The organism is uncultured Treponema sp. (assembly GCF_934725225.1).
In the GTDB taxonomy this organism is placed as follows: domain Bacteria; phylum Spirochaetota; class Spirochaetia; order Treponematales; family Treponemataceae; genus Treponema_D.
The window spans coordinates 168,679-193,649 of the sequence record NZ_CAKVAM010000004.1 but is presented as its reverse complement, the minus strand read 5'-3'; the positions used below and the strand labels follow the sequence as shown (position 1 = coordinate 193,649).

At 41.7% G+C, this 24,971-nt stretch carries 27 protein-coding genes; 11 read left to right on the top strand and 16 right to left on the bottom strand.

From position 1 onward, the window contains the following. Nucleotides 1-239: 239 nt before the first annotated feature. The 3 genes from Q0H92_RS07690 to Q0H92_RS07680 form a co-directional block, all read right to left on the bottom strand. Nucleotides 240-485 carry a DUF2442 domain-containing protein gene (locus Q0H92_RS07690; protein ID WP_296013605.1) on the bottom strand — a complete coding sequence of 82 codons (246 nt, stop codon included), beginning with the start codon at nt 483-485 and terminating at the stop codon, nt 240-242. An 11-nt stretch (nt 486-496) separates the two neighbouring features. Next, nucleotides 497-763 (bottom strand): DUF4160 domain-containing protein, encoded by a 267-nt coding sequence (locus Q0H92_RS07685; protein WP_296013604.1) that lies wholly within the window; start codon nt 761-763, stop codon nt 497-499. A gap of 152 nt (nt 764-915) precedes the next feature. Beyond that, nucleotides 916-2,994, bottom strand: a complete 2,079-nt coding sequence (locus Q0H92_RS07680; RefSeq protein ID WP_296013603.1) for a hypothetical protein — start codon at nt 2,992-2,994, stop codon at nt 916-918. A gap of 149 nt (nt 2,995-3,143) precedes the next feature. Here Q0H92_RS07680 and Q0H92_RS07675 point away from each other — a divergent pair, with 149 nt between their 5' ends. Next, entirely contained in the window at nt 3,144-3,419 is a 276-nt protein-coding gene (locus tag Q0H92_RS07675; protein ID WP_013700822.1) for a helix-turn-helix transcriptional regulator, read from the top strand. A gap of 440 nt (nt 3,420-3,859) precedes the next feature. On the opposite strand, the gene Q0H92_RS07670 is transcribed toward Q0H92_RS07675, so the two are convergent. After that, the gene (locus tag Q0H92_RS07670; protein ID WP_296013602.1) at nt 3,860-4,306 is read right to left on the bottom strand and encodes a GNAT family N-acetyltransferase; all 447 of its coding nucleotides are present in this window, start codon (nt 4,304-4,306) and stop codon (nt 3,860-3,862) included. Next, nucleotides 4,299-5,222, bottom strand: coding sequence for a transglutaminase domain-containing protein (locus tag Q0H92_RS07665; RefSeq protein WP_296013601.1), 924 nt, complete (start codon nt 5,220-5,222; stop codon nt 4,299-4,301). The genes Q0H92_RS07670 and Q0H92_RS07665 overlap by 8 nt, the downstream gene beginning before the upstream one ends. Before the next feature lie 113 nt (nt 5,223-5,335). Between Q0H92_RS07665 and Q0H92_RS07660 the strand changes: the two genes are divergently transcribed. The 3 genes from Q0H92_RS07660 (at nt 5,336) to Q0H92_RS07650 (ending at nt 7,783) form a co-directional block, all read left to right on the top strand. Next, nucleotides 5,336-5,713 carry a CrcB family protein gene (locus Q0H92_RS07660; protein ID WP_296013599.1) on the top strand — a complete coding sequence of 126 codons (378 nt, stop codon included), beginning with the start codon at nt 5,336-5,338 and terminating at the stop codon, nt 5,711-5,713. Nucleotides 5,714-5,781: 68 nt separating this feature from the next. After that, entirely contained in the window at nt 5,782-7,158 is a 1,377-nt protein-coding gene (locus Q0H92_RS07655) for an MATE family efflux transporter (protein ID WP_296013597.1), read from the top strand. Nucleotides 7,159-7,252: 94 nt separating this feature from the next. Further along, entirely contained in the window at nt 7,253-7,783 is a 531-nt protein-coding gene (locus tag Q0H92_RS07650) for a nitroreductase (protein ID WP_296013596.1), read from the top strand. Between the two features lie 64 nt (nt 7,784-7,847). On the opposite strand, the gene Q0H92_RS07645 is transcribed toward Q0H92_RS07650, so the two are convergent. Both Q0H92_RS07645 and Q0H92_RS07640 read right to left on the bottom strand, forming a co-directional pair. After that, complete coding sequence (locus Q0H92_RS07645; RefSeq protein WP_296013593.1) at nt 7,848-8,354, bottom strand: flavodoxin domain-containing protein; 507 nt, start codon at nt 8,352-8,354, stop codon at nt 7,848-7,850. A gap of 23 nt (nt 8,355-8,377) precedes the next feature. Beyond that, nucleotides 8,378-9,001, bottom strand: a complete 624-nt coding sequence (locus tag Q0H92_RS07640; protein ID WP_296013587.1) for a TetR/AcrR family transcriptional regulator — start codon at nt 8,999-9,001, stop codon at nt 8,378-8,380. A 323-nt stretch (nt 9,002-9,324) separates the two neighbouring features. Here Q0H92_RS07640 and Q0H92_RS07635 point away from each other — a divergent pair, with 323 nt between their 5' ends. The 3 genes from Q0H92_RS07635 to Q0H92_RS07625 all read left to right on the top strand — a co-directional run bounded on the left by Q0H92_RS07635 (nt 9,325) and on the right by Q0H92_RS07625 (nt 11,827). Then, nucleotides 9,325-9,723, top strand: a complete 399-nt coding sequence (locus Q0H92_RS07635; RefSeq protein ID WP_296013583.1) for a hypothetical protein — start codon at nt 9,325-9,327, stop codon at nt 9,721-9,723. 143 nt (nt 9,724-9,866) lie between these two features. Next, the gene (locus Q0H92_RS07630; protein ID WP_296013579.1) at nt 9,867-11,258 is read left to right on the top strand and encodes a hypothetical protein; all 1,392 of its coding nucleotides are present in this window, start codon (nt 9,867-9,869) and stop codon (nt 11,256-11,258) included. Between the two features lie 74 nt (nt 11,259-11,332). Next, nucleotides 11,333-11,827: a GNAT family N-acetyltransferase gene (locus Q0H92_RS07625; RefSeq protein ID WP_296013573.1), complete on the top strand. Its 495-nt coding sequence runs from the start codon at nt 11,333-11,335 to the stop codon at nt 11,825-11,827. Between the two features lie 50 nt (nt 11,828-11,877). On the opposite strand, the gene Q0H92_RS07620 is transcribed toward Q0H92_RS07625, so the two are convergent. From Q0H92_RS07620 to Q0H92_RS07595, 6 genes are all read right to left on the bottom strand, one after another. Continuing rightward, complete coding sequence (locus Q0H92_RS07620) at nt 11,878-12,180, bottom strand: type II toxin-antitoxin system YafQ family toxin (protein ID WP_296013568.1); 303 nt, start codon at nt 12,178-12,180, stop codon at nt 11,878-11,880. Then, entirely contained in the window at nt 12,180-12,446 is a 267-nt protein-coding gene (locus Q0H92_RS07615; protein WP_078930473.1) for a type II toxin-antitoxin system RelB/DinJ family antitoxin, read from the bottom strand. Before Q0H92_RS07615 ends, Q0H92_RS07620 begins: the two co-directional genes overlap by 1 nt. An 84-nt stretch (nt 12,447-12,530) precedes the next feature. Beyond that, nucleotides 12,531-13,055 (bottom strand): GNAT family N-acetyltransferase, encoded by a 525-nt coding sequence (locus Q0H92_RS07610; RefSeq protein ID WP_296013562.1) that lies wholly within the window; start codon nt 13,053-13,055, stop codon nt 12,531-12,533. Between the two features lie 208 nt (nt 13,056-13,263). Beyond that, a complete protein-coding gene (locus Q0H92_RS07605; protein ID WP_296013558.1) occupies nt 13,264-14,769 on the bottom strand; it encodes a CAP domain-containing protein in 1,506 nt (501 codons plus the stop codon). A 141-nt stretch (nt 14,770-14,910) separates the two neighbouring features. Then, entirely contained in the window at nt 14,911-15,294 is a 384-nt protein-coding gene (locus tag Q0H92_RS07600; RefSeq protein WP_296013555.1) for a DUF3781 domain-containing protein, read from the bottom strand. A 318-nt stretch (nt 15,295-15,612) separates the two neighbouring features. Beyond that, nucleotides 15,613-16,413 (bottom strand): hypothetical protein, encoded by an 801-nt coding sequence (locus tag Q0H92_RS07595; protein WP_296013551.1) that lies wholly within the window; start codon nt 16,411-16,413, stop codon nt 15,613-15,615. A 129-nt stretch (nt 16,414-16,542) separates the two neighbouring features. Here Q0H92_RS07595 and Q0H92_RS07590 point away from each other — a divergent pair, with 129 nt between their 5' ends. From Q0H92_RS07590 to Q0H92_RS07580, 3 genes are all read left to right on the top strand, one after another. Beyond that, a complete protein-coding gene (locus tag Q0H92_RS07590) occupies nt 16,543-17,049 on the top strand; it encodes a DNA-deoxyinosine glycosylase (protein ID WP_296013546.1) in 507 nt (168 codons plus the stop codon). A gap of 106 nt (nt 17,050-17,155) precedes the next feature. Then, nucleotides 17,156-19,822 carry a leucine--tRNA ligase gene (leuS, locus tag Q0H92_RS07585; RefSeq protein WP_296013544.1) on the top strand — a complete coding sequence of 889 codons (2,667 nt, stop codon included), beginning with the start codon at nt 17,156-17,158 and terminating at the stop codon, nt 19,820-19,822. Then, a complete protein-coding gene (locus tag Q0H92_RS07580) occupies nt 19,823-20,755 on the top strand; it encodes a cation diffusion facilitator family transporter (RefSeq protein WP_296013542.1) in 933 nt (310 codons plus the stop codon). 184 nt (nt 20,756-20,939) lie between these two features. Here the strand turns inward: Q0H92_RS07580 and Q0H92_RS07575 are convergent, their stop codons facing one another. Genes Q0H92_RS07575 through Q0H92_RS07565 form a run of 3 tightly spaced genes read right to left on the bottom strand, consistent with a single transcriptional unit; the run spans nt 20,940 to nt 23,271 of the window. Further along, nucleotides 20,940-21,935, bottom strand: a complete 996-nt coding sequence (locus tag Q0H92_RS07575; RefSeq protein ID WP_296013538.1) for a tRNA-dihydrouridine synthase family protein — start codon at nt 21,933-21,935, stop codon at nt 20,940-20,942. Beyond that, entirely contained in the window at nt 21,932-22,435 is a 504-nt protein-coding gene (locus tag Q0H92_RS07570) for a C-GCAxxG-C-C family protein (protein WP_296013536.1), read from the bottom strand. Before Q0H92_RS07570 ends, Q0H92_RS07575 begins: the two co-directional genes overlap by 4 nt. After that, entirely contained in the window at nt 22,432-23,271 is an 840-nt protein-coding gene (locus Q0H92_RS07565; RefSeq protein ID WP_296013533.1) for an Mrp/NBP35 family ATP-binding protein, read from the bottom strand. Before Q0H92_RS07565 ends, Q0H92_RS07570 begins: the two co-directional genes overlap by 4 nt. A 427-nt stretch (nt 23,272-23,698) precedes the next feature. Here Q0H92_RS07565 and Q0H92_RS07560 point away from each other — a divergent pair, with 427 nt between their 5' ends. Further along, nucleotides 23,699-24,757, top strand: a complete 1,059-nt coding sequence (locus Q0H92_RS07560; RefSeq protein ID WP_296013532.1) for an MraY family glycosyltransferase — start codon at nt 23,699-23,701, stop codon at nt 24,755-24,757. Nucleotides 24,758-24,971: the final 214 nt, after the last annotated feature.

The window sequence follows — 24,971 nt, the reverse complement described above, 5'->3', positions numbered from 1 at the left end:
CGCAAAGCCCAAGAGCAGAAACTACTCCGTACAAACTGCCCTAAAAGACTTTGCACGGAGACACTGCAATACAAAGAATCACGGTCTACCTCCTGATGTAGTTTGTCATTATCCAGCTTGACTGGATAATCCATTTGAAAATTTGCGACGCAAACTTGCCGCTCATTCTAAATAAGCGGCGGAACTTTTGCAAGGGGGAAATATTTTGCTGGTTTTACTGGTTTTGCATCAGCTTCATTTTATTGCCGCATGGATTCGGAATTGAAATACAAGTCATCAGGGCAGATGTCCTGTCCGTTTGCCCATTCGATGTTGAATCCGTTTGGACGCACGGTCTTAAAGTAGGAAGGGTTTTTCAGTTCACCGAACCAGGAGCCTTTGATGTACGGCTTTACATCGAAAAGCTTTGTTTCGCCGTTGTTAAATCTTAAATTGAGCTTATAGTCATTTTCAGGAGTTACATTTATGACAGTCGGTCTTAACATATTCAGCCTCGCTATTTTAACGGATCAATTTTGAAGAACTGCTCGCCTTCATCAAGAAGCCGCCAGTTTGCCTGTAAGTCTTCCTTGTGAATTTCAATCCATGCCTCAACAAGTTTTTTCTTTGAGGCTGGAATTTTTCCTTCGAGCTGCTCTCCTTCCAGTGAGAACACGGATTCATCATCACCGCAAATGACGTGAATATGCGGAACATGATGCTTTCCACCATGCTCACTTTGCATTCTGATTATAATTCCATAAAACATTGAGATTACAGGCATTTTTGATTCCTCCGCTATATTATAAATATATCACAGTTTTACTGGTTTTGCGTCAGATTTTTATGCAATGCAGGGCAGGACGCGGGAATTATAAAATGTACGCGGAGACAAAAAAATCCGCCGGGCAGGGCGGACTTGCAAAGGAATTTATATTAACCGTAAACGGGGCGATTTTCATCAAGTAATTTTTGCAAAAGCGGATTATTAGCCTTTGCCTTTACATCCAATTTTGAAAGGGAATCGGATGGAAGAGTTCCATTACGTCCAGCTTCCTCCCAAGCTCTGTTTGTAGAAGCTGATGAACCTGTTTTTATGTCAACTCCAATCATAATACTTCCTGGAAAGGATCCTGTTTTTGTATATACGGTAACAACACCATTATCTTTTACCGTTACATTCTTTAGTAAACTTTCATCAACATTACCAAAATCAATAACACGACCAGCAATAATCTTTATATTAGTATCATTTTTAACCCCATTTACAATAATTTTTGATGATGGTGCCACAATTTCCTTTGGACCAACACCAGCAAAATCAATTATACCGTAATTTCCTTGCTTTGTAAATGTAAGTCCAGAAACATCACCAGAAAAACGAACATTTTTAGGGATAATAGATGTTTCAACATCAGAAGTCAAATTTCCAGATACATTAACATTTTTCAAATTGTTCGTTAACTTTTTAGCCATTAAAAGAGCTATATTGATATCAAGATTATAAGCATTGCTATTATAAGAACCATTTGTGTTATACATATATTCACCACCTAAATATTCCTCAGCATCAAAAGGAACATTAGAAGCTTTACCCATAGAAATTTTATCACTTGCACCATTTATGTAGTAATTTTCAAACAGCTTGTCTATTCCTATATCAAAAAAATTATCTTCTTCTGGTGAAGTGTTAAAAAAATTAACATCAAAACTTAAATTCGGAAGATTCGATTCTGTGTACAGATATGAAATCAGTGTGTTCTCGTTGAATTTTCTGAGTTTTTTGTCATAGTCAATTGTCGGAGTGTTAAGCATACCGGTAAAAGTTGTTTCTCCGATATTGATGCTTGTGATTTTTGCGTCCGGATTTTTCAGGATGATTCCGCCTTTGTATGCGTCAATAAGATTGTGCTCCTTGCCGAAAGAAACGTCCACCTTTGAAACTTCCTCTCCAAAGACAAAGGCTTTGGGAATAGAGCAATCAGTATTTCCTCCATAGCTTTCCGACCATACATAATAGTAAAACGGCTTTTCAAGAAAATCCACGCCGTCAATTTCTGTATGTCTGTCGTACTCATCTGTTTTTATGCAGTCACTGTAATTCGAAGGCAGGTTGAACGCTTTTCCGTAGTCGTCCCATTCAAAATAGGCGTTGCTTTTAGAAGTGGCAGAACCGTAAGGAATTCCAAGTTTCTGATATATCGTTTCACCGAATCCGTTTTCGGAAAAATCGAGGAAGAAATTTGCGGTGGAGGAGTTGTAGGCGCAGGTTATGTTCTTAACGCTCTTTTCTGTGAGTTTTTTCTTTGCCGCAATGAATGCGATGACGTTCACTTTTGAGCCAGTCGGCTTGAGCACATATTCGGCTTCCGGATCAACGGCGGCGGATTCAAGTGCCACTCCGTCAACAACGGTTTTTCCGTCGTCAGAAATCAGGACTTCCACAGAACTGCTCTGCTCGCTGCGGCTTATTGCGTCCAGATTCTGCACAAGATTCACGCTTGCTCCGTATATGAATCCGTCTTTTAATGATATGACAGCGTTAAACGGCGGAAGTACATAAGTCCTGTATTCAGTGTTTGAAATTTTCTTGTCGTCCTTTACGCTGTATTTTACGGTGAGATTCACGACGCTCGGAGTTATATATCCGTAACCGCTCATTTTGTCTGCCACACAAAGCTCGGTTTTTCCTCTTATAAGCTCTTTTATTTCTGAAGTTGAAATATTTTCGCCCGCAAGTTCGTTTTCAACATAGACCGTACAGGTTCCGTCAAGATTCACAACAACCGAACTTTCAACATTTGCGGAATAAATATTGTCAGGATTTTCCGGCGCGTCCGGCTCGTTCCTGTCGTCAGGATTCTCCTGGCTTCCGTTGTTTTCGGTGTTGCTTCCGCTGTCATAGTCAGAATTTCCGCCTGAGCCTGAGTCCATGCAGCAGGGAAAAAGCAGAATAAGCGCGAAGAGCGCGGCGGTGAATTTTGCGGTGTTCTTTTTGTTGGCCTGTGGTTTCATGAATTTCTCCTGTGAATAAGTTGATAAGGAAATGCATTGTTTTATAGAGTTATTTCTGTTTACTATAAAGCAATTTTATTACTCTATCAAGTAATTGTTATTCTGTATAGAGAATCGTTTTATGCTCTAAAGAATAATATCATTTTCGTATGACAAATGAGGAAATTCACAGATATGTAATTGAGAAGATAAGGCTTGCGCGCATTTCAAAGGGACTTTCGCAGCTGGAAGTGTGCACGCGCGGAAATTTCTCGCAGAGCTTCTACACGCACGTCGAATCCGGCAGAAACCAGCCGTCGCTCATGACCATAATCAGAATCGCAGAGGTTCTTGAGACGAATCCGCGTGAATTTTTCCCTGAGTCAGAAATAAAGTCAAAGTCCGAAATCAAAAAAGAAATCGCCGCGCTGCTTGAGGCGCTGTAAGCAGAAATGGCGTTGTTCGGTACAGTCTTTATGCTGCTGCAGGATTGGCTTTTTTACATATTCGGACGCAAAAAGGTCTTAAACTGTTTGACGGAAACAATTTTCTTTGATATATTGGAAATAAAGGAAATGCCCGATTTCTGTCGGTCGTCTCCACCGTATTAGACGAAAAGCCGCCTCTAGTGGTCAGACTGGGCGGCTTTGCTTTTTAACTCTTCTTATTTTTTAGGTAAGAAAGGGCTTCAAGAATCAGAATGGCTAAATTAATAGCCAACGAAATAGCTTCGTAAATCGTCATCTTCGCAAGTCCTCCCGGCTTTCAAGATTCCAGCAAGCTGGTTGAGTTCGGGAGACGCCGCCTTAGAAATCAGGCACTTCCAGTAAAATTATTATAGCATACTTTATTACTACTGTATATATGTAAGGTTCAAAAAAATCCTTTACTCCAAGACTTTGAGAAACATGGCGCAGTTTTCAAGTTCGGTGAATCCGGTTTTCTTGTAGAAGCTGTATGCCGGAATTCCGTGCTCTGTCTGAAGGTAAATTGTGCATATATTTTTCTTTTTGAGCGAATCTTCAATTCCTTTCATGAACAGTTTTCCGTTTCCTTTGCCCTGCGCTTCCTTGTTCAGAAAAAAATAATCAAGAATGTATTCAGTTTCGCTCCACCAGTGCCGAATGCAGCCTATTGCGGCTCCGTAAAGTTTTCCGTCTATAAAAAATCCGAAGACAAGCGAGCCTCTGCGTTGCGTCAGGTCGCAGATATATTCGTGAAGCTGAACGAAATCATTCCAGCCGTCATTCCAAGGCGGCGAACTGAAAACATCGCGGAACATAGTTTTGATTTGCGAAAAATAAGAATCGTCCAGTTCGCGGATTTTACACATAATATTCTGCGCCGTGGTCGTAGCTGCCTACAAGCGGACTGTTGAGCACGCGGAATTTTCTTTTTGTTTCCCAGACGTTGCAAAGTTTTTCAAAATTTTTGTCCGGGTCTAAAAGAAGTTCTGCAAGCTCGTCAAGTTCGCAAAGTTCCTCTTCGCTCAAGGAGTCAAGTCTTCCGTCCATAAATTCCGGCAGAAATGTAAAAGTAAGCTCGTTGTTCATAAGCGCGTGAAAGTCGTAAACCAGATAGCGGGCGAGGGCAGGAATTCCGCAAGTTCCTTTTCCGTCCGCATACAAAAATTTTTTTCCGTCTGATTTTCCGCGCCTCACTGAAATCCAGCTTTCCGCCGCCCAGTCGAATTTTTCGTGCGGAATATCGTACTGGCGAATTTCCATTCCGGCTTCCTCATAAAATCCGTCAGCGTCAAAAGTAATCCATCTGTTTTCCTTTTCGCAAAAATATTGATTTATCCAGTGATCCATGCTGATTCCGTTTTTAAAGTACGGAGCAAATCCCGCCCGGCTTCTTGCAGGAATTCCTTTCGCCTTTAAAATTGTACTCATAAGAACTGAAACGTAGCGGCAAGTTACGACAATTTTATTTTCCACGGCTCTGTCTTTTGTAAATCCGCGCTCGTCAAGCCTGAAAAGTTCCGCTGTCATTGCGGCTGCGGTTACAAGCAAATCGTCGTGGCATCTGGGAGCGAACCAAGGGTAGCGGTTCATGTCGCCGTATAAAAGCGTGGCGTTGAAATTTGTGTTGCCTTCCTTGAGCGTAACCCGGTGAATAACCTGAGAACAGACAAGCCGTCCGAGTTCTGAAATGTCGTCTGGCAACGTGCGGAAATATTGCGCGTACAATCCTGAATACGTGAACGTTCCGGTTTTTCTGTAATGCTCCAAAATTTTTTCTTCCATAAAATCCTCCGCGCTCATATTACTAAAACTGAAAAAAATCTTCCTGACAATTTTTGCGCATTTTTGTTCTTTTGCGGATTGAAGTGCAAACGCAAAGTTTATAAAATTGCCTTATGATTTTGAATATTTTGGCGGTTGCGGCTGGCGGAGCGGTGGGAAGTGTTCTGCGTTATCTTTTTACGCTGATTCCAGTGAAGAGCGTTTTTCCGTTCCAGACTTTTTTTGTGAATATGCTTGGCTGCTTTGCGATTGGCGTTGTTACAGCGGCGGCTTCTTTGGCGGCACAGAAAGTTTCTTTTAGGTTCAGTCCGCTTGTTGTGCTTTTTCTTAAGACTGGTGTTTGCGGCGGATTCACAACTTTTTCTACGTTTGCGTTGGAAAGCGCGAATTTTGTTTCGGGGAAGAATTTTTTTATGGCGGCAATTTATGCTTTTTCAAGTCTGATTTTGGGAATTCTTTGTTTGATTGCCGGGCAGAACTGCATCCGTTAATTAAGTCTCTTTGAACTTGCCGATGCTTTGCTCGTTGACACTTTTTTCTTTTCTGCTATGATTTGCGTATGAAAAGCGATTATCTTACTTCAAAGCCGGCGTTTTACGCGCTTTTTGTTTTTTCTCTTCCGATTATTATTGGCAATTTGTTTCAGCAGCTTTACACGATGGTCGATTCGGCGGTCGTGGGGCGTTTTGTGGGCGAGCAGGCTTTGGCGGCGGTCGGGGCTTCGTATTCGCTTACGGTTGTTTTTATTTGCGTGGCGATTGGCGGCGGTGTCGGCTCTTCGGTAATTGTGAGCAAATATTTTGGCGCTCGCAATTTTTCGGCGATGAAAACTGCGGTAAGCACTGCGTTTCTGACATTTTTGGGAATCAGTATTTTTCTTGGCGCGGTGGGAATTGTTATAAACCGGCCGCTTCTTGTTGCGTTGAAAACTCCTTCTGATGCGCTGGACATGGCGCTTGTTTATCTGCGGATTTATTTTCTGGGGCTGCCGTTTTTGTTCATGTACAACGTGATTTCTTCGATGTTCAATGCGCTTGGAAAGTCGCGGATTCCGCTTGTTTTTCTGATTTTTTCTTCTGTGCTGAATGTCGCGCTGGATTTTGTGTTTGTTGCGGTTTTTAAGACCGGCGTTGCGGGTGCGGCTTGGGCTACGCTGATTGCTCAGGGACTTTCGTGCGTTTTGTCGTTCGCGGTTTTTATGAACACGCTTGGAAAATTCAAGGATTCGGATGATGGCGTTGCGGCGAAAGAAGCTGGTTGCAGCGGAAAATTCCGTTTTTTTGATGGACGAGAGCTTGCTTCAATGGCGAAAATCGCAATTCCTTCTATATTACAGCAGTCCACTGTTTCAATCGGAATGATGCTGGTTCAGTCCGTTGTGAACAGTTTCGGCTCGGAGGCTCTTGCCGGATATTCCGCGTTCAGCCGGATTGCGTCGATTGCGATTGTACCGATGGCGGCGTTGAACAACTCAATGTCCTCATACACGGCGCAAAACATCGGCGCGGGAAAACCTGAGCGCGTTGTAAAAGGCTACCGGGCGGCAAATCTTATGGTCGCGTTTTTTGCGGTAACGCTCTGCGTTTGCATTGAATTCTTTTACCGTCCGCTTATTTCTCTTTTTATCGGAGCTGGTGGAAGCGAAACTGCCTTGCGGACAGGGCAAGCGGCCTTGCGTTTTGAAGGATTTTTTTACTGCTGGATAGGATTCAAAATGGCATGCGACGGACTTTTGCGTGGAGCTGGCGACATGAAAGTTTTTACGCTTGCGAATCTAATCAACCTTTCAATCCGCGTTATTGTCTCGGTTGTATGCGCTCCACGGTTCGGAATTGAGTGGGTCTGGTATTCTGTTCCGATGGGCTGGTTCACGAACTTTGTGATTTCATTCGCGGAATACAGAACGGGAAGGTGGAGGAGGGGATTTAGTTTATGATTATTTCAAAAATCAATGAATAAAATCTTTTTTTCAACAAGGATAAAAATGCCGAAAAAATAATAGTAGAAAATAATTTACAAGGAGTTGCACCATGAACGAAACTTTGAAAATTCTTGAGACGCGCAGAAGCTGCCGCAAATTCAAGCCAGACATGATTCCGGAAGAAGATTTGAACGCTGTAATCCGAGCCGGAACTTTTGCGCCGACCGGAAAAAATCTTCAGTCGCCGATAATCATTGCGGTTACGAACAAGGAACTACGCGATAAAATCAGCGAAGAAAACCGGAAAATCGGCGGATGGAACGAAGGCTTTGATCCGTTTTACGGCGCGCCTGTGATTCTGATTGTCCTTGCCGACAAAAGCGTTCCGACCTACATTTACGATGGCTCGCTCGTTATGGGAAACCTGATGAACGCTGCAAAAAGTTTAGGGCTCGGCTCAATCTGGATTCACCGCGCAAAGCAGGAATTTGAAAGCGACTTCGGCAGAAAAATTCTTTCAGATCTCGGAATAAAAGGCGATTTTGAAGGAATCGGACACGTCGCGCTCGGTTACGCTGCCGAAGGCGGAGAAGCAAAAGCCGCTCCCCGCAAAGAAAATTACGTTTATTGGGTAAAGTAAAAATGCATTTTCATTGCTCGGTCAAGCCGGGCAATGTCAATATGAAATTTTTTGATTTTCATTTTTACTGAACTTTTTTGTACCAGCTGATAACTTCGCCTAGATTTTCCGCGCAAACTTTTTCGCCGCCGTGAAGCATAATTTCAAGCATTTCGTTTTCCCGCTGAGTGCGGTCTGTCTTTGCTCCGAGCTGCTTTGTAACCATTTTGACCATCATGCTCATCATAAGACGGTAGAGCCCGTGCAGTTTTTTTACATTGAAATTTCCCTGCAATGTAAAAAGCGGAACTTCGGCAGGAACAGAAGTTTTTTCGCGGATTTGTTCTGTGCGTGTTCCGGTTCGTTCCATGCCGACTGCGCAGACTGCACGGATTTTGTACTTTTTTGCAGCCGCCTTGTAGCCTTTTACTTTTGCCGCCATTATCCAGCCAAGATAAATGATTTCGCTTCCTGCCTCGACTTTTGACTTTGCCTCTTCCATTGAAAATGCCGGAAGTCCAGTTTGTTTCGCGAGCATTTTTGCGTATTGCGCCGTGCTTCCTGTGTTTGTTGTGTAGATGATTGCTTTCATTTTTTCCTCCGAAATTATTTTGATTATTTTTTCGCCCGTTCTTTTTCGAGCCGCTCTATAAAATTTTTTATGTGATTTTCAAGCTGAACAAAAACTGATTTTTTTGTGTTCTCTTCCGTGCCATCATAAACGCTGTAAAGAATAAAAATCGGTCCGTAAAATTCAAGCGCAAGTTGTTTTGCTTTCAGTTTTGATTTTGTTATCTTTTTGAAAATCTTCGTCATGTATTCAAGCGGACCTGTTCCAAGATAATTTTGATAAAGGTCAGACATTTCCTTGCTGCGAAACTGTTCCAATGTAAGCATTTTGCGGAACTGTGCGGAAAAATTTTCTTCCGTCCAATGCCTGAACTGCGCAATGCTGTACTCGCAGATTTTTTCAGCTTGAATCTGAGTGTATGCTTCTGCGAATTTTTTTTGTTCAACTTCTGGCATTTCGTATTTTTTTGCGCGTTCCAAATCAAGCTCTGCCATGCGTTCAATAATCTGCTCAAGAATTTGCTGCTTGCTTTCGTAATGTTTGTAAAGCGCGCCTTTTGTGATTTTTAGTTGAGATGCAATGTCGTTCATGGAAGTTCCTAAAAATCCGTTTTGTGAAAAAAGTTCAAGCGCAGTTTCTATAATTTGATTTTTTGTTTCGCCGGACATTTTATCTCCGTTTTGAATTTTGATATTAAGTAACCGTTTGTTTACTTGTAAATGTATTTTAGTTACCAATCGGTTACTTGTCAAGAGAGTTTAATTATTTGAAATAAAATATTTATAAAGCGAATACTTTAATTTGGATTTTTTTTTCAACTTGTCATAAAAAACTAACAAAAAACTTATGTATTTTTCATTTGCTTTATTTAAAAAGAGTGCTAAAATATTTTAAGAAATCATTTTTTCGGAGGTAATTATGAAAAAAATTCTGAAACTTGCTGCGGTGCTTGTTGCGCTGTTTGCAATGACAAATTTTATTGCTTGCTCTGATGGCGGCAGTTCAAGTAGTAGTGGGGGGGGGTACTAATGACGTAACCTCTAATGACGGAGGAAGTACAACCAATCTCAATGGTCATGTTGGAAAATATTATACAATGTACTATGGTGAGAAGTTAAAGTCTTGTATTTATTTTGAGTCAGCTACATCAGGAACTATTTGGTATTACAATGATAATTTTACAGCTTTGTATAAAAAGAGTTTTACATGCACTGCTGCTAAATATGAATATTATATGAAAAGATTGGATATAACTTGGGATGGATATTCATCACCAGTTGAAGCTATCTTACAAGATGATGACGATTATCTTCAGGTTAAAGTTAATTTTATTGATGATAAGGAACCATCAGATTATAGTGTGGACACGAAACCAGACGTTCTAAATTAAATCAAAAATAATATTGAATAACAACTTTTAATTTAATTTTTTTGCCTGCCAGAACATAAGGTTTTTTAAAGCATTTGTTGTTGGCAGGTTTATTTATTTTAAATAGTATAGATTCTTCTTCCGTAAAAATATAGAATTGCAATGTGAAGAAATTTTTTATTCTTTTTTCTGCTGTATTTTTATTTTCTGCTTTGCTTATTTCGTGCCATATTTTTGATGAGGACAACGACCCGAACCTAATTCGCCCAAACTCGTGGGATTACAGAAATGTCCCTGACAGCCACAACTGCGGCGCGGATGAATCGGCGGAATTTACAGTTGCCAGCGGCGACACGGAGATTGCGCCCGGCATTACGGTCGCTTTCCGCACGGACACGGACAAGTTCAATTTTTCTTCTTATAAAATCAAGGAGCTTCCCGACCGCACGACCGTCCGCAACTTTGACTTTTCCAGCCACGATTTTGTTACGCTCGGAATGGACAGATATAATGGAAGAAAAACGGTTGTTTTTGAGAACTGCAGGTTCAAGGCTTTTAGAAATGATGCGGTAGACCCGGATTCTGCGGGAAAAGTTTATTTTGTTTTTAACAATTGCTCGTTCGGCGGAAACGTGAGCAGCTCCTACATTACGTTGAATAATTGCAAGATTGGCGGATTTACTTCGGATGCGATGAATCCGCTGCGTGAATTCTATGCGAAAAATCTTTATGTTTACGATTTGGCACACGAAGTGTTTTCCAACGAACTTCACTTGGACGGAATTCAGATTTACGGCGACCAGCGTTCCCGGCAAAATGTAGTTGACGGAAAATGGATTTCTAAAGTTGAAACCGGCGAGATTCATTTTGACAATGTGCGTTTTGAGATTCCTTCAATTAATCTGGGCACGGAAAACAAGGCTTATGTGAATGCGTGCGTGATGTTTCAGCTTGAATTCAGCGATGTTGACAATGTTTCGTTCAAAAATCTGTACGTGAATGGCGGCGGCAAATGGTTTCCGCTTTATCTGGATTACGGAAAAAACAATGAGCGGTCAAAAAATGGCGTTTCATGGTCGCACAAAAATCTTGTCATGCAGAATGTGCTTGTTTCAAACAATTTTGGAACAATTTTTTATCCGCAACTGCTTTCAGACGCAAAAATCGAAAACGTTGACCACCACAACTATCTTTTTGTAACTTCAATATGGAAAGACGAAAAAGGCGATGCACATTTTCTTGTTACAAACGACACAAATTCAGACAAAACGTTGACTGTAAAAACCGACAAAGGGATTTTTACATACGAAATTCCACACTGCCCCAGCAACTGGGTCTTGGGCGGAGAAATTGACAAAGGCTTGAACCCGACAGAACCGCTCGCTGATTCCGCCGGAAAACCTTACACGGAATACAAGTTTTCAGATTTGCCGTTCGATTTGGAATACACAATTTCCGGCTCGCCGAGTTTTATTCTCTGCTATCAAGGGGAAGAACAAATCCGCTATGCAAGTCTGGACGGGAAAAAGCATTATTATTCGGAAGTTCGGGAATAATTTTATGCGTTTTATGCTGAAATCTTGTCTACAGTTTTTGTATTCGTTATAATTTTTTGCATTAAGGAAAAAAAATGGAAAAAATTACAATCAGAAAATATACGGAAAAAGACGTTTCTGCAATGTGCGGAATATGGAACGAGGTTGTAGAGGAAGGCATTGCTTTTCCGCAGGAAGAGACTTTGAATGAAAAAAGCGGAGCGGAATTTTTTGCAGCTCAAACCTATTGTGCAGTCGCCGAAGAAACTGAAAGCGGAAAAACCGTCGGGCTTTACATTCTGCACCCGAACAATGTCGGCCGCTGTTCGCACATCGCAAACGCAAGCTACGCCGTAAGTTCCGCCTGCCGTGGACTACACATCGGGGAGCTTCTCGTGAAGGACTGCCTTGATCAAGCACGCACCTCAAATTTCAAGATTTTGCAGTTCAACGCCGTTGTTGCAACAAACATCCATGCACGGCATTTATACGAAAGGCTCGGTTTTATTCAGCTTGGAACAATCAAAGGCGGATTCAAAATGAAAGACGGACATTTTGAGGACATCTGCCCGTATTACCGCGAAGTGTGAAATTTACAGCAAGTTTTAAGAAAAAAAATGAACAGGCTGGAAAAAAAGTTCTATTTTTTGAATAAATCAGAGTGAGTTCCTGTTCGGGAAAGCTCAAGAATCAGAACTTCATCTTTTATCTGATAAATTAAAAGCCAGTCCGGCTTTATGTGACATTCACGGTGGGTCTTCCAGTTTCCTTCAAGCGCGTGGTCGCAGTATTTTTCATCAAGAGGCAGCCCGTTTGCAAGTTTTCCTACTATTTCTGCAAAAAGGCTTAAGTCGTAATGCCGCTTTTCAACTTTCTTCATGTCTTTTTTCATTGCAGAGGTGAATTTTACTTCGTATTTTGTTTTTTCTTTTGAAAATTCCATTACTTTAACAAAGCCTCCATCAAGTCATGAACATTATTATATCCTTTTACATTCGGGTCGTTCGCAATTCTGTCGCCTTCTTTCATCGCCTTGATTGTCTTGCGGTTCGGGCGGTCAACAGCGATGTCGAACGGAATTCGTCCTTCGCGGAGAACCTGCTTTGTGAAAACGTTGTAAAGCCCGGAAACCGTCATTCCGACCTGCTCGCAGAATGAAGAGATGTCTTTTTTGTCCTGGTCATCGAGTGTGATTGTCAAGTTTGCCATAATTTCTCCTGTAAAAAATCAGTGTTATACAATTGAATATATGTGAATTTTATGTGTTTTTCAAGTGAAAATTACAGCTTTTTTTTATTGCTTTTCGTTCAATTTTGAATAGATATAGGTGTCCTTCCAGATTGGATTTCCGTCTTTGTCTTTTCGGAAGTAGATGTCTTTGCGCAAATGTCCTTCGCGGATAAAGCCGAGCCGTTCCAAAAGTTTCCAGGAGGCGCTGTTCAATGGATCGCAGTTTGCTTCAATTCTGTGCGTGCCGTTTGAAAAGGCGTTCTTGCACATAGAGAAGCAGGCTTCAAAGGCGTAGCCGTTTCCCCAGAATTTTTTGTTCAGAACGTAGCCGAGTTCTAGCGATTCACATTCGCGTTTTCCAAGAAAGACATTTCCAATCATTTTGCCAGTAGATTTAAGTTCAATTGCAAAAATCTCGTCAGAAGAAATCCGCCATTCAAGGTTTTTCTTTGTCTCGTCAAAGCTGAGTGCGCTGTACGGTTCAAAACGCACAACTTCCTCATCGGAAAGATATTCGTACAAATCATTTAAATCTTTTTCTTCGTATTTGCGGATAATCAGGCGGTCGGTTGTGACTGGTAATTTCATAAAATCTCTCAGTGTTTTTTTTGTTCTTGAAGTAATTATAATGCAAAATTTCTATTTGTTTGCTGAAATTATTCCATTGCGTGAAAACATGCATTTTCAGTCTGCAGAATAATTTCATTTGTTGCTTGATGTGTTTTCTGCCCGTGAAATTTTTGCATTACTCGGTAATGGGTAGTATTCACGGACATTTCAGCTCATGTCGTAGAGTTTAGTTTTCGGACGGATTCAGTACACTGCCGCCGAAATCCTGAACGCAGACATTTCCGTAAGTCGGATGTCCTGACTTTACCGAGACACCCATCGCCCTGAAATTCCTGTTCAGTATGTTTTTCCTGTGCCCGGCTCCTTCAATGCCTTTGTCTATGAGCAGATCCATTACAAGCTGCAACGCGGTTCCGTTTGTCCTTGCCGCCAGATTCTCGCCGTAAGTTGAGTCTCTGTAATATTTCTTTATTCTTGTAAAACAGTCCGTTCCGTCGGAAGAGCCATGCTGGAAAATGTTGTTTGCTATCATGTCGTCTGCATGAGCCGCAGCTGCTTCGCACAAATCTTTGTCAGGAGACAGCATCGGCAAGTCATCCGATAAAGTCTCCAAATCCGCATAAAGGGACTTCACATAAGAGTCGTTTTCGTCATAACCGTTTTTGGAGTCCGCCACAAAGGGTTTTGCGACAAGCTCAAGGAATTTCTTGCCGTTTACGCGCGCAAGATTGCAGTAATAGTAGACATATATTTCATCTGCCGTGAATAAATCCAAATTTGAGGCGGTGAGCGCTTTTCTCTTTTCTTCCCCTGTCCAAGACGCAGTTTCTTCATTTACTGTAACAGGAGGAGTGTCAGGCCCGTTCTGGTCATAGACGACTTCTTTGCAGTATTCGTTCCAGTCATCAGCCCAGCCTTCAGGCGCAGTCTTCTTGAATGCGACGTAAATTGTGGCGTTTGTCGCCTTTTCAAACGCTCCCTCAGGTATTTCCGTTACCGACAGCGGAATGACGATTTTTGTTATCCCCGAACCGAATCCCTGTCCGTCTCCTCCAGTGACCGCGACAGTTCCTTCCTCAATGTTGACTTCTCCTGTCTTTCTTAGCGGGCACTGGCATAAGTACCATGCGTCCTTCCAGGTGTACTTTGCATACAAAACACCGTCGATACTTTTATAGATGGGATTTTCGCCGATTACGTGAATCGATTCCAGTTTTTGCGCCATGAATCCGTATCCGCCCAAATCAATCAACTTGTCGTAAAACACGATGGACTTTAAGCTGTTGTTCTTCAAAAATGAGAAAGTTCCCATTGTCTTTAACGTTTTTGGCAGAACTAAATTCTGTATGCATGAATGACAGCCGAGATTGTCTGTGAACTGGGTAATCTGCAGGTCGGACAGATCCACGTTTATTAGAAAGGTCAGGTCGGTCATCTTGTTAAAAAGTTTGGTCAGCTTCGTGCCGCCTTTTGAGCCTTTAACCTTGTATGTCATTCCTTTTTGGAAACTGATTTCATTGATTTCGTTTTGGCTCATGACATCAAGGTCTATTACAACTATCTCATCGTCATCTGCTCCTAGCGGATTATTTGGATTAAGTTCCTTTTCAGTTTCGCTGGATGAAGTTTCATTGTTGTTGCCAAAAATATTTTCGTCAAAATTGCATCCCCCCCCCATTATAGTAAACGCCACAAGCATTGCAATCACGGCAAAAAGTTTGATTTTTTTCATAAATGATTCCTCCTTAAAATATGGCTGATGTTGTTTTTATGAACGGATTATATCCCTGCGAATTGACATAATATTCGCATTGCAAGAATATATCATTTTTATTCAGAGTTCAATGCGAAAAAACAGTTGTGGCTTGGCTTTTCATCTCTTGCCAGCGCTTTTTTTGTGAATTGTGTTGTTGTTTTCATTTTCTTCTTCCTTATGCGCCGTAATCACCGTGTAGCTGTACGCGTTCACCGTGATTGTGCAGCCGTCTGTTTTTATGTACCAGTTTTTTCCCTTGCGAAAGATTTTGTTGATGGAATTTTTGCTGTTAGCGTTGCCTGATTTCTCGTTGTGAACTGTTCCGCAAGTTTCGCCACCGCTTGATTCTTCATTTTCAATATTTTTTGCTGCCGTAAGAATTGCGTTCTTGCACCAGGCGACGGCATCGCCGGTTTCAAGACCGAGATTCCGTTTTATGCGGACAGCGCCTAATTCCGTCGTGTGAAGTTTTTCAAGATTTTCTAAAAGTTCGTTTGTCATTTTTTGTCCTTGTGAAGTTGTTGGAGGCTAAGAGGTTCCAAATGTCATTGTCGCACTTGATTTTCATTTGTCATTCCTGTGCCACGACACAGGAATCTCTGACAACACATAAGATTTTCGGGTCAAGCCCGAAAATGACATAAAAGATACTTTTGATAAAACCTTCTGTAAAAGTTCGTTTGTCATTTTTTGTCCTTGTATGCGTCAGTGTCATCATCGGGCTTGCCCCGATGATCTTATCGGAGATTATTAACCGAGTTTGCTATGCAAACATCGCAACTCAAGATGGATAATGACATGAGTTTTGCTAGTATGAAATCAAACCTTTTTTATAAATTCATACACTTTTTCTGACCAAGTCCAGATGTCCTTACAGTCGTTCTTTACAAAGTGGACTTTCTGCGCAAGGTTCTGCGGAATGTGTTTTTCCAAAGCGGCGCGCTCGTTTTCCGGCACAACGATTGCGTGAATCCAGTCCTTTAAAATCACTTCGTCCTTGATTTTGAGCGGAAGAACGCCTTCAAAAACTGCATTCGGGTGCGTGCAAAGTTTTTTGTAGTCAAAGAAAAATCTTACGCCGGGAGTAAAATCCTCGCTCAAGTCCTTTTCGTTCGGGAATCGCTTCAATTTTCGTTCCATTACAAGACGGTCGCCAGCCTGGCAGTTTCCCCAAGCGAACATGATGTATTCAAAATAATCCGCCGGGTCTTTCGCCGCGTTCCGTGCCTCCTTTGCAAGTTCCGCGCCGCTTATTTTCCGCGCTTTTACAGGCGAAAGAAGCGAGCCGCAGTCAAAGATTTTTGCCGCGTTTTCCACAGGCGAAGTGTGGCACACAAAATCGGTCATGCAGCCTTTGTAAGTGGGGCAGGCGGTGCACTCGGTGATTTTTGCCGGAGCTGAAAGGCGGGGATTGTTTTTCAATTTGAACTGTTCGATTTGCGAAAGAATTTCGCCGCTCGCTTCGATTTGACATTCGCGGCCGTAAAGTTTTTCGTAGTTGATGAAGTCCAGTACCGTCTGAATTTCCCAGTCTGTTATTTTTGGAAATGCCGAAAGCTTCTTGTAAAAAATGCCGTCCCAACATTCTGTGCAGTCAAAATTTCCTATTTTGATTTTCATTTTTTAAGTGCGGAAATTATAGAATGAAAAAATCAGTTCAGCAACCTTTGCAAAATTTTTTATTGACTTGATGACAGGCCTGCGTTTGTTTTATCATTAACTAAAATTGAAAACGAGAAAATAAATTTTATGCAGAAAAATATTTTTATTCCAGAGCATATTGTGCATCCGTTCAGTCCGTTTTTTTGCGAGGATTCCTGCGTTCTTATTGTGGGAAGCCTTCCGTCTGTAAAGTCGCGGGAAAATGGATTTTACTACGGACATCCGCAGAACCGTTTTTGGAAAATGCTTGCCCTTGTTTTTTCTGATGAAGTTCCGAAGACTACAGAAGAAAAGAAAAATTTTTTGAGGCAACATAAAATCGCAGTTTATGATTCAATCAAGGAATGCACAATTTGCGGCTCATCTGACAGTTCAATTAAAAACGTTGTTCCTTCCGACATAAAATCAATTGTTGAAAATTCCAATGTCAAAAAAATTCTTGCCAATGGAAAAACTGCCGCAAAATTTTTTCTAAAATATCAGGATGAAAATTTGTGCTCCATGCTAAAAACGCTTCCGTCCACAAGTCCTGCCAACGCTTCATTTTCCCTTGAAAAACTTGCAGAAAATTGGCGCGCGGAATTGCAAAAATAAATTCAAAACTTTTTTGTTTTTCCAAAATTCGAAATTTCAAATCCCATAGAAAATATTTTCTGTTTATTCTATAATACTGCCACATCATTTTTTACAGAGGCTTTTTATGTCTAACTATCCTTTTCAAAATATTGAAGTAAAATGGCAGAAGTACTGGGAAGAAAACAAAACTTTCCGCGTAGAAGAAGACAAATCATTTCCAAAAGAAAAACGCAGATATATTCTTGATATGTTTCCGTATCCGAGCGGAGCGGGACTTCACGTAGGACATCCTGAAGGCTACACAGCCACAGATATTTACAGCCGCTACTTGCGCATGAACGGCTGCAATGTTTTGCATCCGATGGGCTACGACTCGTTTGGACTTCCTGCTGAAAACTATGCGATAAAAACCGGAACTCATCCTTCAATCACAACAAACGCTAACATTGCAAATTTTACGCGCCAGATAAAAGCTCTTGGATTCAGCTATGACTGGGACAGATGCGTTTCAACTTGCGACCCGGAATATTACAAATGGACGCAGTGGATTTTCCTTCAGCTTTACAAAAAAGGCTTGGCTTATGAAGCTGCAACTCCAATCAACTGGTGTCCTTCTTGCCTCACAGGTCTTGCAAACGAGGAAGTAAAAGAAGGCAAGTGCGAAAGATGCGGCGCAGTTGTAACACGCAAGACAATCCGCCAGTGGATTTTGAAAATCACCGATTACGCAGAACGTCTCCTTGAAGATCTTGATTTGCTTGACTGGCCTGAAAGCGTAAAGCTCATGCAGAAAAACTGGATTGGAAAATCTTGCGGCGCGGAAGTTGAATTTGAAGTCGCTGACAAAGACGGAAACGGAAGCGGAAAATATTTGAAAGTCTACACAACAAGAGCCGACACGCTTTTTGGCTGCACTTACATGGTAATGTCGCCGGAACACAAAATGCTCAAGGAGCTCACAACTCCAGAGCAAAAGTCCGCAGTTGAAGCTTACGTTGAAGAAGCCGCAAAAAAATCCGACCTTGAGCGCACGGACTTGAACAAAAACAAGACTGGCGTTTTTACAGGAAGCTACGGAATTGATCCTGTAAACGGAGTGAAAGTTCCAATCTGGATTTCTGATTACGTTTTGACTTCTTACGGAACTGGCGCGATTATGGCTGTTCCTGCGCACGATGAGCGCGACTGGGATTTTGCAAAGAAATTCAATTTGCCGATTATAAAAGTAATTGCTACAAGAGAAGACGTTGTTTCCCTTGGCGGCGGAGACGAAAAGAAAGGCGCAGAACTTTTGCAGGCCGCTTCAAAAAATCCAGAGGAATACAAAAAACTTGTTGAAGCCCATCCTGAAATTTTCTGTGTGGCAAATGAATGCACTTCTGCAAAAGACGGATATTCAATCAACTCGGAATTCCTCACAGGAAAAAGCACAAAAGACGCGATTCAGGAAATGATAAAATTCCTTGAAGAAAAAAAATGCGGAAAGGCAACTGTAAACTACAAGCTCCGCGACTGGATTTTCAGCCGTCAGCGTTACTGGGGCGAACCGATTCCTCTTGTTCACTGCGAAAAATGCGGATGTGTTCCGGTGCCGGAAAAAGATTTGCCGGTAAAACTTCCTGATGTAAAATCTTATCAGCCAACAGGAACAGGAGAAAGCCCTCTTGCTGCAATCGAGTCCTGGGTCAACACAACTTGCCCTAAATGCGGCGGAAAAGCAAAGCGCGAGACAAACACAATGCCTCAGTGGGGCGGTTCGTGCTGGTATTATCTTCGCTACCTTGATCCAAAAAACAATTCAGAGTTCTGCTCAAAAGAAAAAGAAGAATACTGGATGCCTGTTGACCTTTATGTTGGAGGAGCTGAGCACGCGGTTCTTCACCTTTTGTATGCAAGATTCTGGCACAAAGTTCTTTATGACATCGGAGCAGTTTCAACAAAAGAGCCGTTCCATCGCCTTATAAACCAAGGACTTATAACTTCGTTTGCATTTCAGCGCAAAAACAAAACTCTTGTTCCGACAGATGAAGTTGAAGAAAAAGACGGAAAATATTTTGAAAAGTCAACAGGCGAGCAGGTTGAGCAGATTATCGCCAAGATGTCCAAGTCGCTCAAGAATGTTGTAAATCCGGACGAAATGATTCAGAAGTACGGAGCAGATTCTGTGCGTATGTACGAAATGTTCATGGGACCGCTCACTGTTTCCAAGCCCTGGAACACACAGGGACTTGTAGGAATAAACCGCTTCCTTGAAAAAGTCTGGAATATCAGTGAAAAGCCAATGGACGACATTGACATAAAAGGCAAGATTGAAGACAAAGCCCTTGTTGCGCTTAGAAAGACTTTCGCCCAGACAATCAAAAAGGTTACAGAAGACACAGCTTCTCTCAGCTTCAACACTGCAATCAGCCAGATGATGATTTTTATAAACGAAGCTTCAAAGTTCAATTCTCTTCCAAAAGAAATGTGGAAAGACTTTGTTCTTATTCTTAGCCCGTATGCGCCTCACCTTGGCGAAGAGCTTTGGCAGAAACTTGGCGGAACAAAAACTGTAGCTTACGAAAAATGGCCTTCGTTCAGCGAGGAATTCTGCAAGGAAGACAGCATTCAGATTGTCGTAATGATAAACGGAAAACTCCGCGACAAATTTGAAGCCGCTCCTGGAACAGATGACGAAACGCTTAAAAATCTTGCATCCCAGACTGAAGGCTACAAAAAGTTTACGGACGGAAAGACGATTGCGAAAGTCATTGTTGTAAAAGACAAGCTTGTAAACATCGTGGCAAAATAAATGAACGCGACAAGCTTAAAAGCCCATTACATCAAAGTGGCAGGAGTTGCGGCCCTGGTTGGAAACGCAGTTCTTGCCGCTGTGAAGTTTTTGTTCGCATATCTTTCAGGTTCTCTTGCGGTTGCAGGCGATGCAGTTGACAGTTCAACCGATGTTCTGATTGCGCTTGTAACTTTGTTTGTAAGCCGCATAATTCAGCAGCCGGGCGACAAGGAGCATCCTTGGGGGCACGCAAGGGCAGAAACGACTGCAACGATGGCTTTGGCTTTTATAATTTTCTTTGCGGGCGCGCAGATTGTTCTTTCCGCGGCAAAAAAACTTATTCTGCATGATTTTCACTCTGAAACTTCACTTGTGGCGGTTTATGCGGCTGTTATTTCAATTGCAGGAAAATCTCTTCTTGCCTTTATTCAGTTTCACTACGGAAAAATTGCCGAAAGCGAAATTGTAAAGGCAAACGCCCAGAACATGAAAAGCGACATAATGCTTTCCGCCGCTGTTCTTGCAGGACTTTTATGCTCAGACTTTTTTAAGCTTCCTTTTCTTGACCCGGCAATTGCGCTGCTTGTGGGACTTTGGGTTATAAAAAATGCCGCTTCCCTTTTTGCAAGGATGAACCTTGAGCTTATGGACGGAAACGCTGACAGTTCCCTTTACAAAAAACTGTTCGATGCGGTTGCAACAGTTTCCGGTGTCCAAAATCCGCACAAGGCCAGAATCCGCAGAATGGCTTCCAGTTTTGACGTTGACTTGGACATTGAAGTTGACCCGTCGCTTTCCGTTTACGAGGCGCACGAGCTTAGCGAGCAGGTTGAAAGCGCAATACGCAAGGAAATTCCTGAAATTTACGACATTGTAATCCATGTTGAGCCAAAAAATTCCGATTTGCATCAGCCCAAGGAAGAATTCGGCTTGAATCCTCAAAATTTGTGAGGAAAATTTAATATTCTTCTGGAAAATTCAATATTCTTGAGGAAAATTTAATATTCTTGAAGAATAGCTTATATTCTTGAATATTTATACAAAAAACTCAGGAATATACAATATTTTTCAAGAATATGCATAAAAATACAAGAATATCTCTTATTCCTGAAAAAAATTCCTTAAAATTGAAAATTCACACTTGAATGAAGCGTTCATGAGGCTGTTTTTGAAAATAATCACGAATTTCATTCCGGCTTTCTTCATTTGACTTGTAATTAAGCATTTTTGTCTGAAAATAATGGGCGAACTCGAACTGTGCGCAGTAGTATGAAAAAAATCTTTGAATCCGCGTCTTGTGGAATTCCTTTGGCTGGAATTTTTCAACATTGTCTATAAAATTCAAGGCAGTCTGCATTCTGTCAATGCTGATTTTTTCCGCTGAACCTTCAAGGTCTTTTTTTATTTGCGTGAAAATCCAGGGACGTTCGGCGGCGGCTCTTGCAATCATAATTCCGTCTGCTTCCGGGGCTTTTTGAATGGCAAATTTTGCGCTGGCGGTGTCCTTTATGCAGCCGTTTACGTAGACTTTGATTTTTTTTGCGTACCGCTGTGAAAGTTTTTGCGCGAACTCGTATCTTGGAAGTCCGCGGTATTTTTCCTTGATTGTGCGCGCGTGAAGCGTTATAAGCTCAACTCCGTTTTCTACAAGCATATCTGTAAAGTTGAAAAAACTTTTTTCCGTGAAGTTTTCATCTCCAAGCCTGCATTTTACGCTTAGCCTGAAGTGTTTTTGCATTTTTTCTTCTATCAAGCTCAGCGATTTTTTTACTTGAATGACCGCTTCTTTGGTTTCATTTAGCGGCTTTAGCATCCAGGCGATTCCGGCTCCTGTCTTGTAGATTTGCGGAGCGGAGCAGCCCATGTTCAAGTCGATTCCGATTCCGCCTTTTTCGCATACTGTTTCTGCCGCCTTTGCCAAGGATTCTGCAGAAGTTCCCGTTAGCTGCCACACGATTTTTTTTGGGCAAGGTCCGTTCAGAAGGTAATATTTTTCAAACGGTCCCATGTTCAAAAGCGAAGATGCGTTTATCATTTCTGTAAAATATTCGTCGCAGCCTCCGAATTCTTCCACGGAAATTCTGAATGCTTCGTGGCTCAAGGTTGCCATTGGCGCGCAGATAAGGTTCATTTTGTATTCAAGTATTCCGCAAAAAGTTCAGCGGCATCGGCGCAAAGTTCCGGGCAAGGGCGTTTTTTGTAGTATTCTTCTGTTCTTTTTTCTGAAACTGGAGAATCTGCTTTTCCTTCCACGGAATTTTTTCGCAGGTAGCTTTGAGATTGTCCGAGCGGCGAAAGTCCAAGAAGTTCCCGGCAGATAAACGAACCGTTCTTTTCCCTGAACTTTTCGCACAAAATTTGTCCGTCTTTGTAAACTGAATCTTTGGCCTCTTTGTCCTTTGGATCTGAACTACCGCTTTTTATGCTTAATGCAAGCAGCATTCCGTTTACCGCGCCGCACATTTCACGCAGCCTGCAAGTTCCGCCGCCAAATGCCTGGGCAGATTTTAATGCAAGCTCCCGGTCAATTCCAAGTTCTCCGCAGAAAACTTCAAGAACTGACTGGGCGCAGTTGAAGCCGCTTAGAAAATTTTCCTTTGCGCGTTTTTTTGCTTCTTCCGCGGAAATCATAAAGCCTCAACAGCTTTTGCAGCTTCTTCAATGAAAGGCGCGTCAAGAGATTCAATTTCGCCTTTGTCAACTGCAGCAGACATATTCTGTTCGATTGGAATGCGCGCAAGAACTTTTAAATTGAATTCTTCCGCGATTTTTGTGATGTTGCTTTCACCGAATACTTTTATTTCTTTTCCGCAGTCCGGGCATTTTACGTAGCTCATGTTTTCTACAAGCCCCAAAACTGGAATATTCATCATGTTTGCCATGTTTACGGCTTTTTCAACGATTACGCGCACGAGCTGCTGCGGTGAAGAGACAATTATAATTCCGTCTACTGGAAGCGACTGGAAAACTGTGAGCGGAACGTCTCCAGTTCCCGGCGGACAGTCAACAAACATAAAGTCAACGTCTTCCCAAAGAACATCTGTCCAAAACTGGCGCACTGCCCCGGAAATTACAGGACCACGCCAAACAACCGGGTCAGTTTCGTTTTGCAAAAGGAAATTCATTGACATAAGCTGAATTCCTGACTTTGACTTGACTGATTTTAAGTATCCGCCTTCGCTTCCGTCGCTGTTTTTTTCTGAAACACTTTCCGCGCGGACGTTGCCAAGCCCGAATGAAGTTGGAATGGAAGGTCCTGTAATGTCTGCATCAAGAATTGCTGTCTTGAATCCGTCTTTATTTACTTTGCAGGCTAAAAGGCTTGTTACAAGCGATTTTCCGACTCCGCCTTTGCCGGAAACAATTCCAATAACTTTTTTTACAGAAGAGCCTGAATGAAGATTTTCCTTTAAAGGCTTTTTTTCACATTTGTCTCCGCAGCTGGAGCAGCTTCCACCACAAGCCATTTTTCACCTCGATTTTTTTGTGTTTAGTTTGCAATGAATATAATCAAATTTCCGCAAAAATACAACAAAAGAGTTGCGCAATGATAGGGCAAATGTATTATAAATGTGTTCAGCATAAAACTGGCTTCCAGTCACGGTTTCGTGGTTCAAAATCGCGCAATAATGCGCTACACGCTGATTGTTGTAAAGTAACTATAGAATTGCCAGCTCATGCGGTTGCAACAATCAGAGTGTTTTTTCCCCAGAAACCGTTCCTTCGTGCAAACTTTACTTAAATTATTTATAATGCGTTTGCCCTGTATGCAATGATAATATGTGTTATATACAGCCGATATATTGAACTAAATATAAAAAAATGTTAATCTATAATTCACTCTCAGTAAAAAGCGGTAAAATAAACTTTTTAGTGGGGGGGGGGAGGTACTTGTTGATATTTTATTTTTCATTGCTGACTTTTGTTTTGAGCCTTTTGCTGACTTGGTTTATAATAAAAATTTGCAAAAGATACGAAATTTATGATGAAATAGATCCTCGTAAGATTCATAGCGGAAACATTCCTCGTTTGGGAGGAGTCGCAGTCTTTGTGTCTTTTTTTGTTTGCGCAGGAATTTTCGTCTGCCTTTTTCAGAAGGGAGCATTTAATTTTGCCTGGCAAGCATTTTTAGGTCTGCTTTTGATATTTGCCTTTGGATTTATTGACGACCTTGTTGATTTGCATGCGCGGTTTAAGTTTTTAGTTCAAATTGCGGCGGCTCTCTTGGTTGCGCTGAGTCCTGTTGGAATCAACAAAATATTCTTTGTCAACTTAAACCCAGTTTTGGGGAAAATTTTTACTTTCTTTTGGATTTTGGTTTGCGTAAATGCTTTCAATTTAATTGACGGAATTGACTGGCTTTGCTCTGGAATTTCATTTCTTTCTATTATAACGCTTGGCGTTTTAAGCCTGATTTTTAGAACTGATTCATTTTCGCTTTATTTTATTCTTGCGGGCGCGATTGCAGGCTTTATGGTTTTCAACAAGCCTCCGGCAAAAATTTTCCTTGGAGATTCTGGAAGCCAGACTTTGGGATTTGCAGTTGCAGTTTTTCCGCTTATTTATGAAGAATCGCTAAGCTTTGAATACAATAAGATGCTCATAATGCTTCTTATTGCGTCTATTCCGCTGACTGATGTTATTGCCGCCACTTGGAGAAGGCTTCGCGACCATCGTTCTATTTTCAGCGCGGACAGATCTCATATTCACCACAAAATGCTGAACGTCGGATTTTCCCGCGGTGCGACAATTCTGTTCCTTTTGTCTCTTCAGCTTCTTATTTGCTTTTCAGTTTTGATTTCGTACAAGCTTACTGTAAGAGTTGCGACTGCCGAACTTTGCCTGTTTTTGGCGATAGTTGAGCTTGTTTTTATTACTTTCCATTATCTGAATCATTCTGTGAATCTTAGAAAGACAGGGCATCTTCAAGACCATCCAATGGAAGAGCATTAACCATATATTTTTTGCTTCCTGTTGTAGGCGGAACGAGCTTCCTATTGGAACAGGAACGCTGTTTTTTCTTTAAGCGGAAAGCTCTTCCTCTTCTAATAGGAATGCTTCTTTTGTTTGAGCAGGAATTTAAAATTATATATTTTACTGTCATTATCGGGCTTGACCCGATAATCTATTGGATTGCTGTGTCAAACACGGCAATGGTACTTAATAT

Bases quoted from the DNA above. Each gene is read 5' to 3' on its own strand.
- Q0H92_RS07580 (WP_296013542.1), top strand. From the start codon at position 19,823: ATGAACGCGACAAGCTTAAAAGCCCATTACATCAAAGTGGCAGGAGTT.
- Q0H92_RS07640 (WP_296013587.1), bottom strand. From the start codon at position 9,001: ATGTCCGGCGAAACAAAAAATCAAATTATAGAAACTGCGCTTGAACTT.
- Q0H92_RS07570 (WP_296013536.1), bottom strand. From the start codon at position 22,435: ATGATTTCCGCGGAAGAAGCAAAAAAACGCGCAAAGGAAAATTTTCTA.
- Q0H92_RS07655 (WP_296013597.1), top strand. From the start codon at position 5,782: ATGAAAAGCGATTATCTTACTTCAAAGCCGGCGTTTTACGCGCTTTTT.
- Q0H92_RS07565 (WP_296013533.1), bottom strand. From the start codon at position 23,271: ATGGCTTGTGGTGGAAGCTGCTCCAGCTGCGGAGACAAATGTGAAAAA.
- Q0H92_RS07610 (WP_296013562.1), bottom strand. From the start codon at position 13,055: ATGAAATTACCAGTCACAACCGACCGCCTGATTATCCGCAAATACGAA.
- Q0H92_RS07605 (WP_296013558.1), bottom strand. From the start codon at position 14,769: ATGAAAAAAATCAAACTTTTTGCCGTGATTGCAATGCTTGTGGCGTTT.
- Q0H92_RS07615 (WP_078930473.1), bottom strand. From the start codon at position 12,446: ATGGCAAACTTGACAATCACACTCGATGACCAGGACAAAAAAGACATC.
- Q0H92_RS07670 (WP_296013602.1), bottom strand. From the start codon at position 4,306: ATGTGTAAAATCCGCGAACTGGACGATTCTTATTTTTCGCAAATCAAA.
- Q0H92_RS07575 (WP_296013538.1), bottom strand. From the start codon at position 21,935: ATGAACCTTATCTGCGCGCCAATGGCAACCTTGAGCCACGAAGCATTC.
- Q0H92_RS07590 (WP_296013546.1), top strand. From the start codon at position 16,543: ATGCAGAAAAATATTTTTATTCCAGAGCATATTGTGCATCCGTTCAGT.
- Q0H92_RS07660 (WP_296013599.1), top strand. From the start codon at position 5,336: ATGATTTTGAATATTTTGGCGGTTGCGGCTGGCGGAGCGGTGGGAAGT.
- Q0H92_RS07680 (WP_296013603.1), bottom strand. From the start codon at position 2,994: ATGAAACCACAGGCCAACAAAAAGAACACCGCAAAATTCACCGCCGCG.
- Q0H92_RS07645 (WP_296013593.1), bottom strand. From the start codon at position 8,354: ATGAAAGCAATCATCTACACAACAAACACAGGAAGCACGGCGCAATAC.
- Q0H92_RS07675 (WP_013700822.1), top strand. From the start codon at position 3,144: ATGACAAATGAGGAAATTCACAGATATGTAATTGAGAAGATAAGGCTT.
- Q0H92_RS07650 (WP_296013596.1), top strand. From the start codon at position 7,253: ATGAACGAAACTTTGAAAATTCTTGAGACGCGCAGAAGCTGCCGCAAA.
- Q0H92_RS07595 (WP_296013551.1), bottom strand. From the start codon at position 16,413: ATGAAAATCAAAATAGGAAATTTTGACTGCACAGAATGTTGGGACGGC.
- Q0H92_RS07620 (WP_296013568.1), bottom strand. From the start codon at position 12,180: ATGGAATTTTCAAAAGAAAAAACAAAATACGAAGTAAAATTCACCTCT.
- Q0H92_RS07685 (WP_296013604.1), bottom strand. From the start codon at position 763: ATGCCTGTAATCTCAATGTTTTATGGAATTATAATCAGAATGCAAAGT.
- Q0H92_RS07600 (WP_296013555.1), bottom strand. From the start codon at position 15,294: ATGACAAACGAACTTTTAGAAAATCTTGAAAAACTTCACACGACGGAA.
- leuS (WP_296013544.1), top strand. From the start codon at position 17,156: ATGTCTAACTATCCTTTTCAAAATATTGAAGTAAAATGGCAGAAGTAC.
- Q0H92_RS07690 (WP_296013605.1), bottom strand. From the start codon at position 485: ATGTTAAGACCGACTGTCATAAATGTAACTCCTGAAAATGACTATAAG.
- Q0H92_RS07665 (WP_296013601.1), bottom strand. From the start codon at position 5,222: ATGGAAGAAAAAATTTTGGAGCATTACAGAAAAACCGGAACGTTCACG.
- Q0H92_RS07635 (WP_296013583.1), top strand. From the start codon at position 9,325: ATGGCGGCAGTTCAAGTAGTAGTGGGGGGGGGTACTAATGACGTAACC.
- Q0H92_RS07625 (WP_296013573.1), top strand. From the start codon at position 11,333: ATGGAAAAAATTACAATCAGAAAATATACGGAAAAAGACGTTTCTGCA.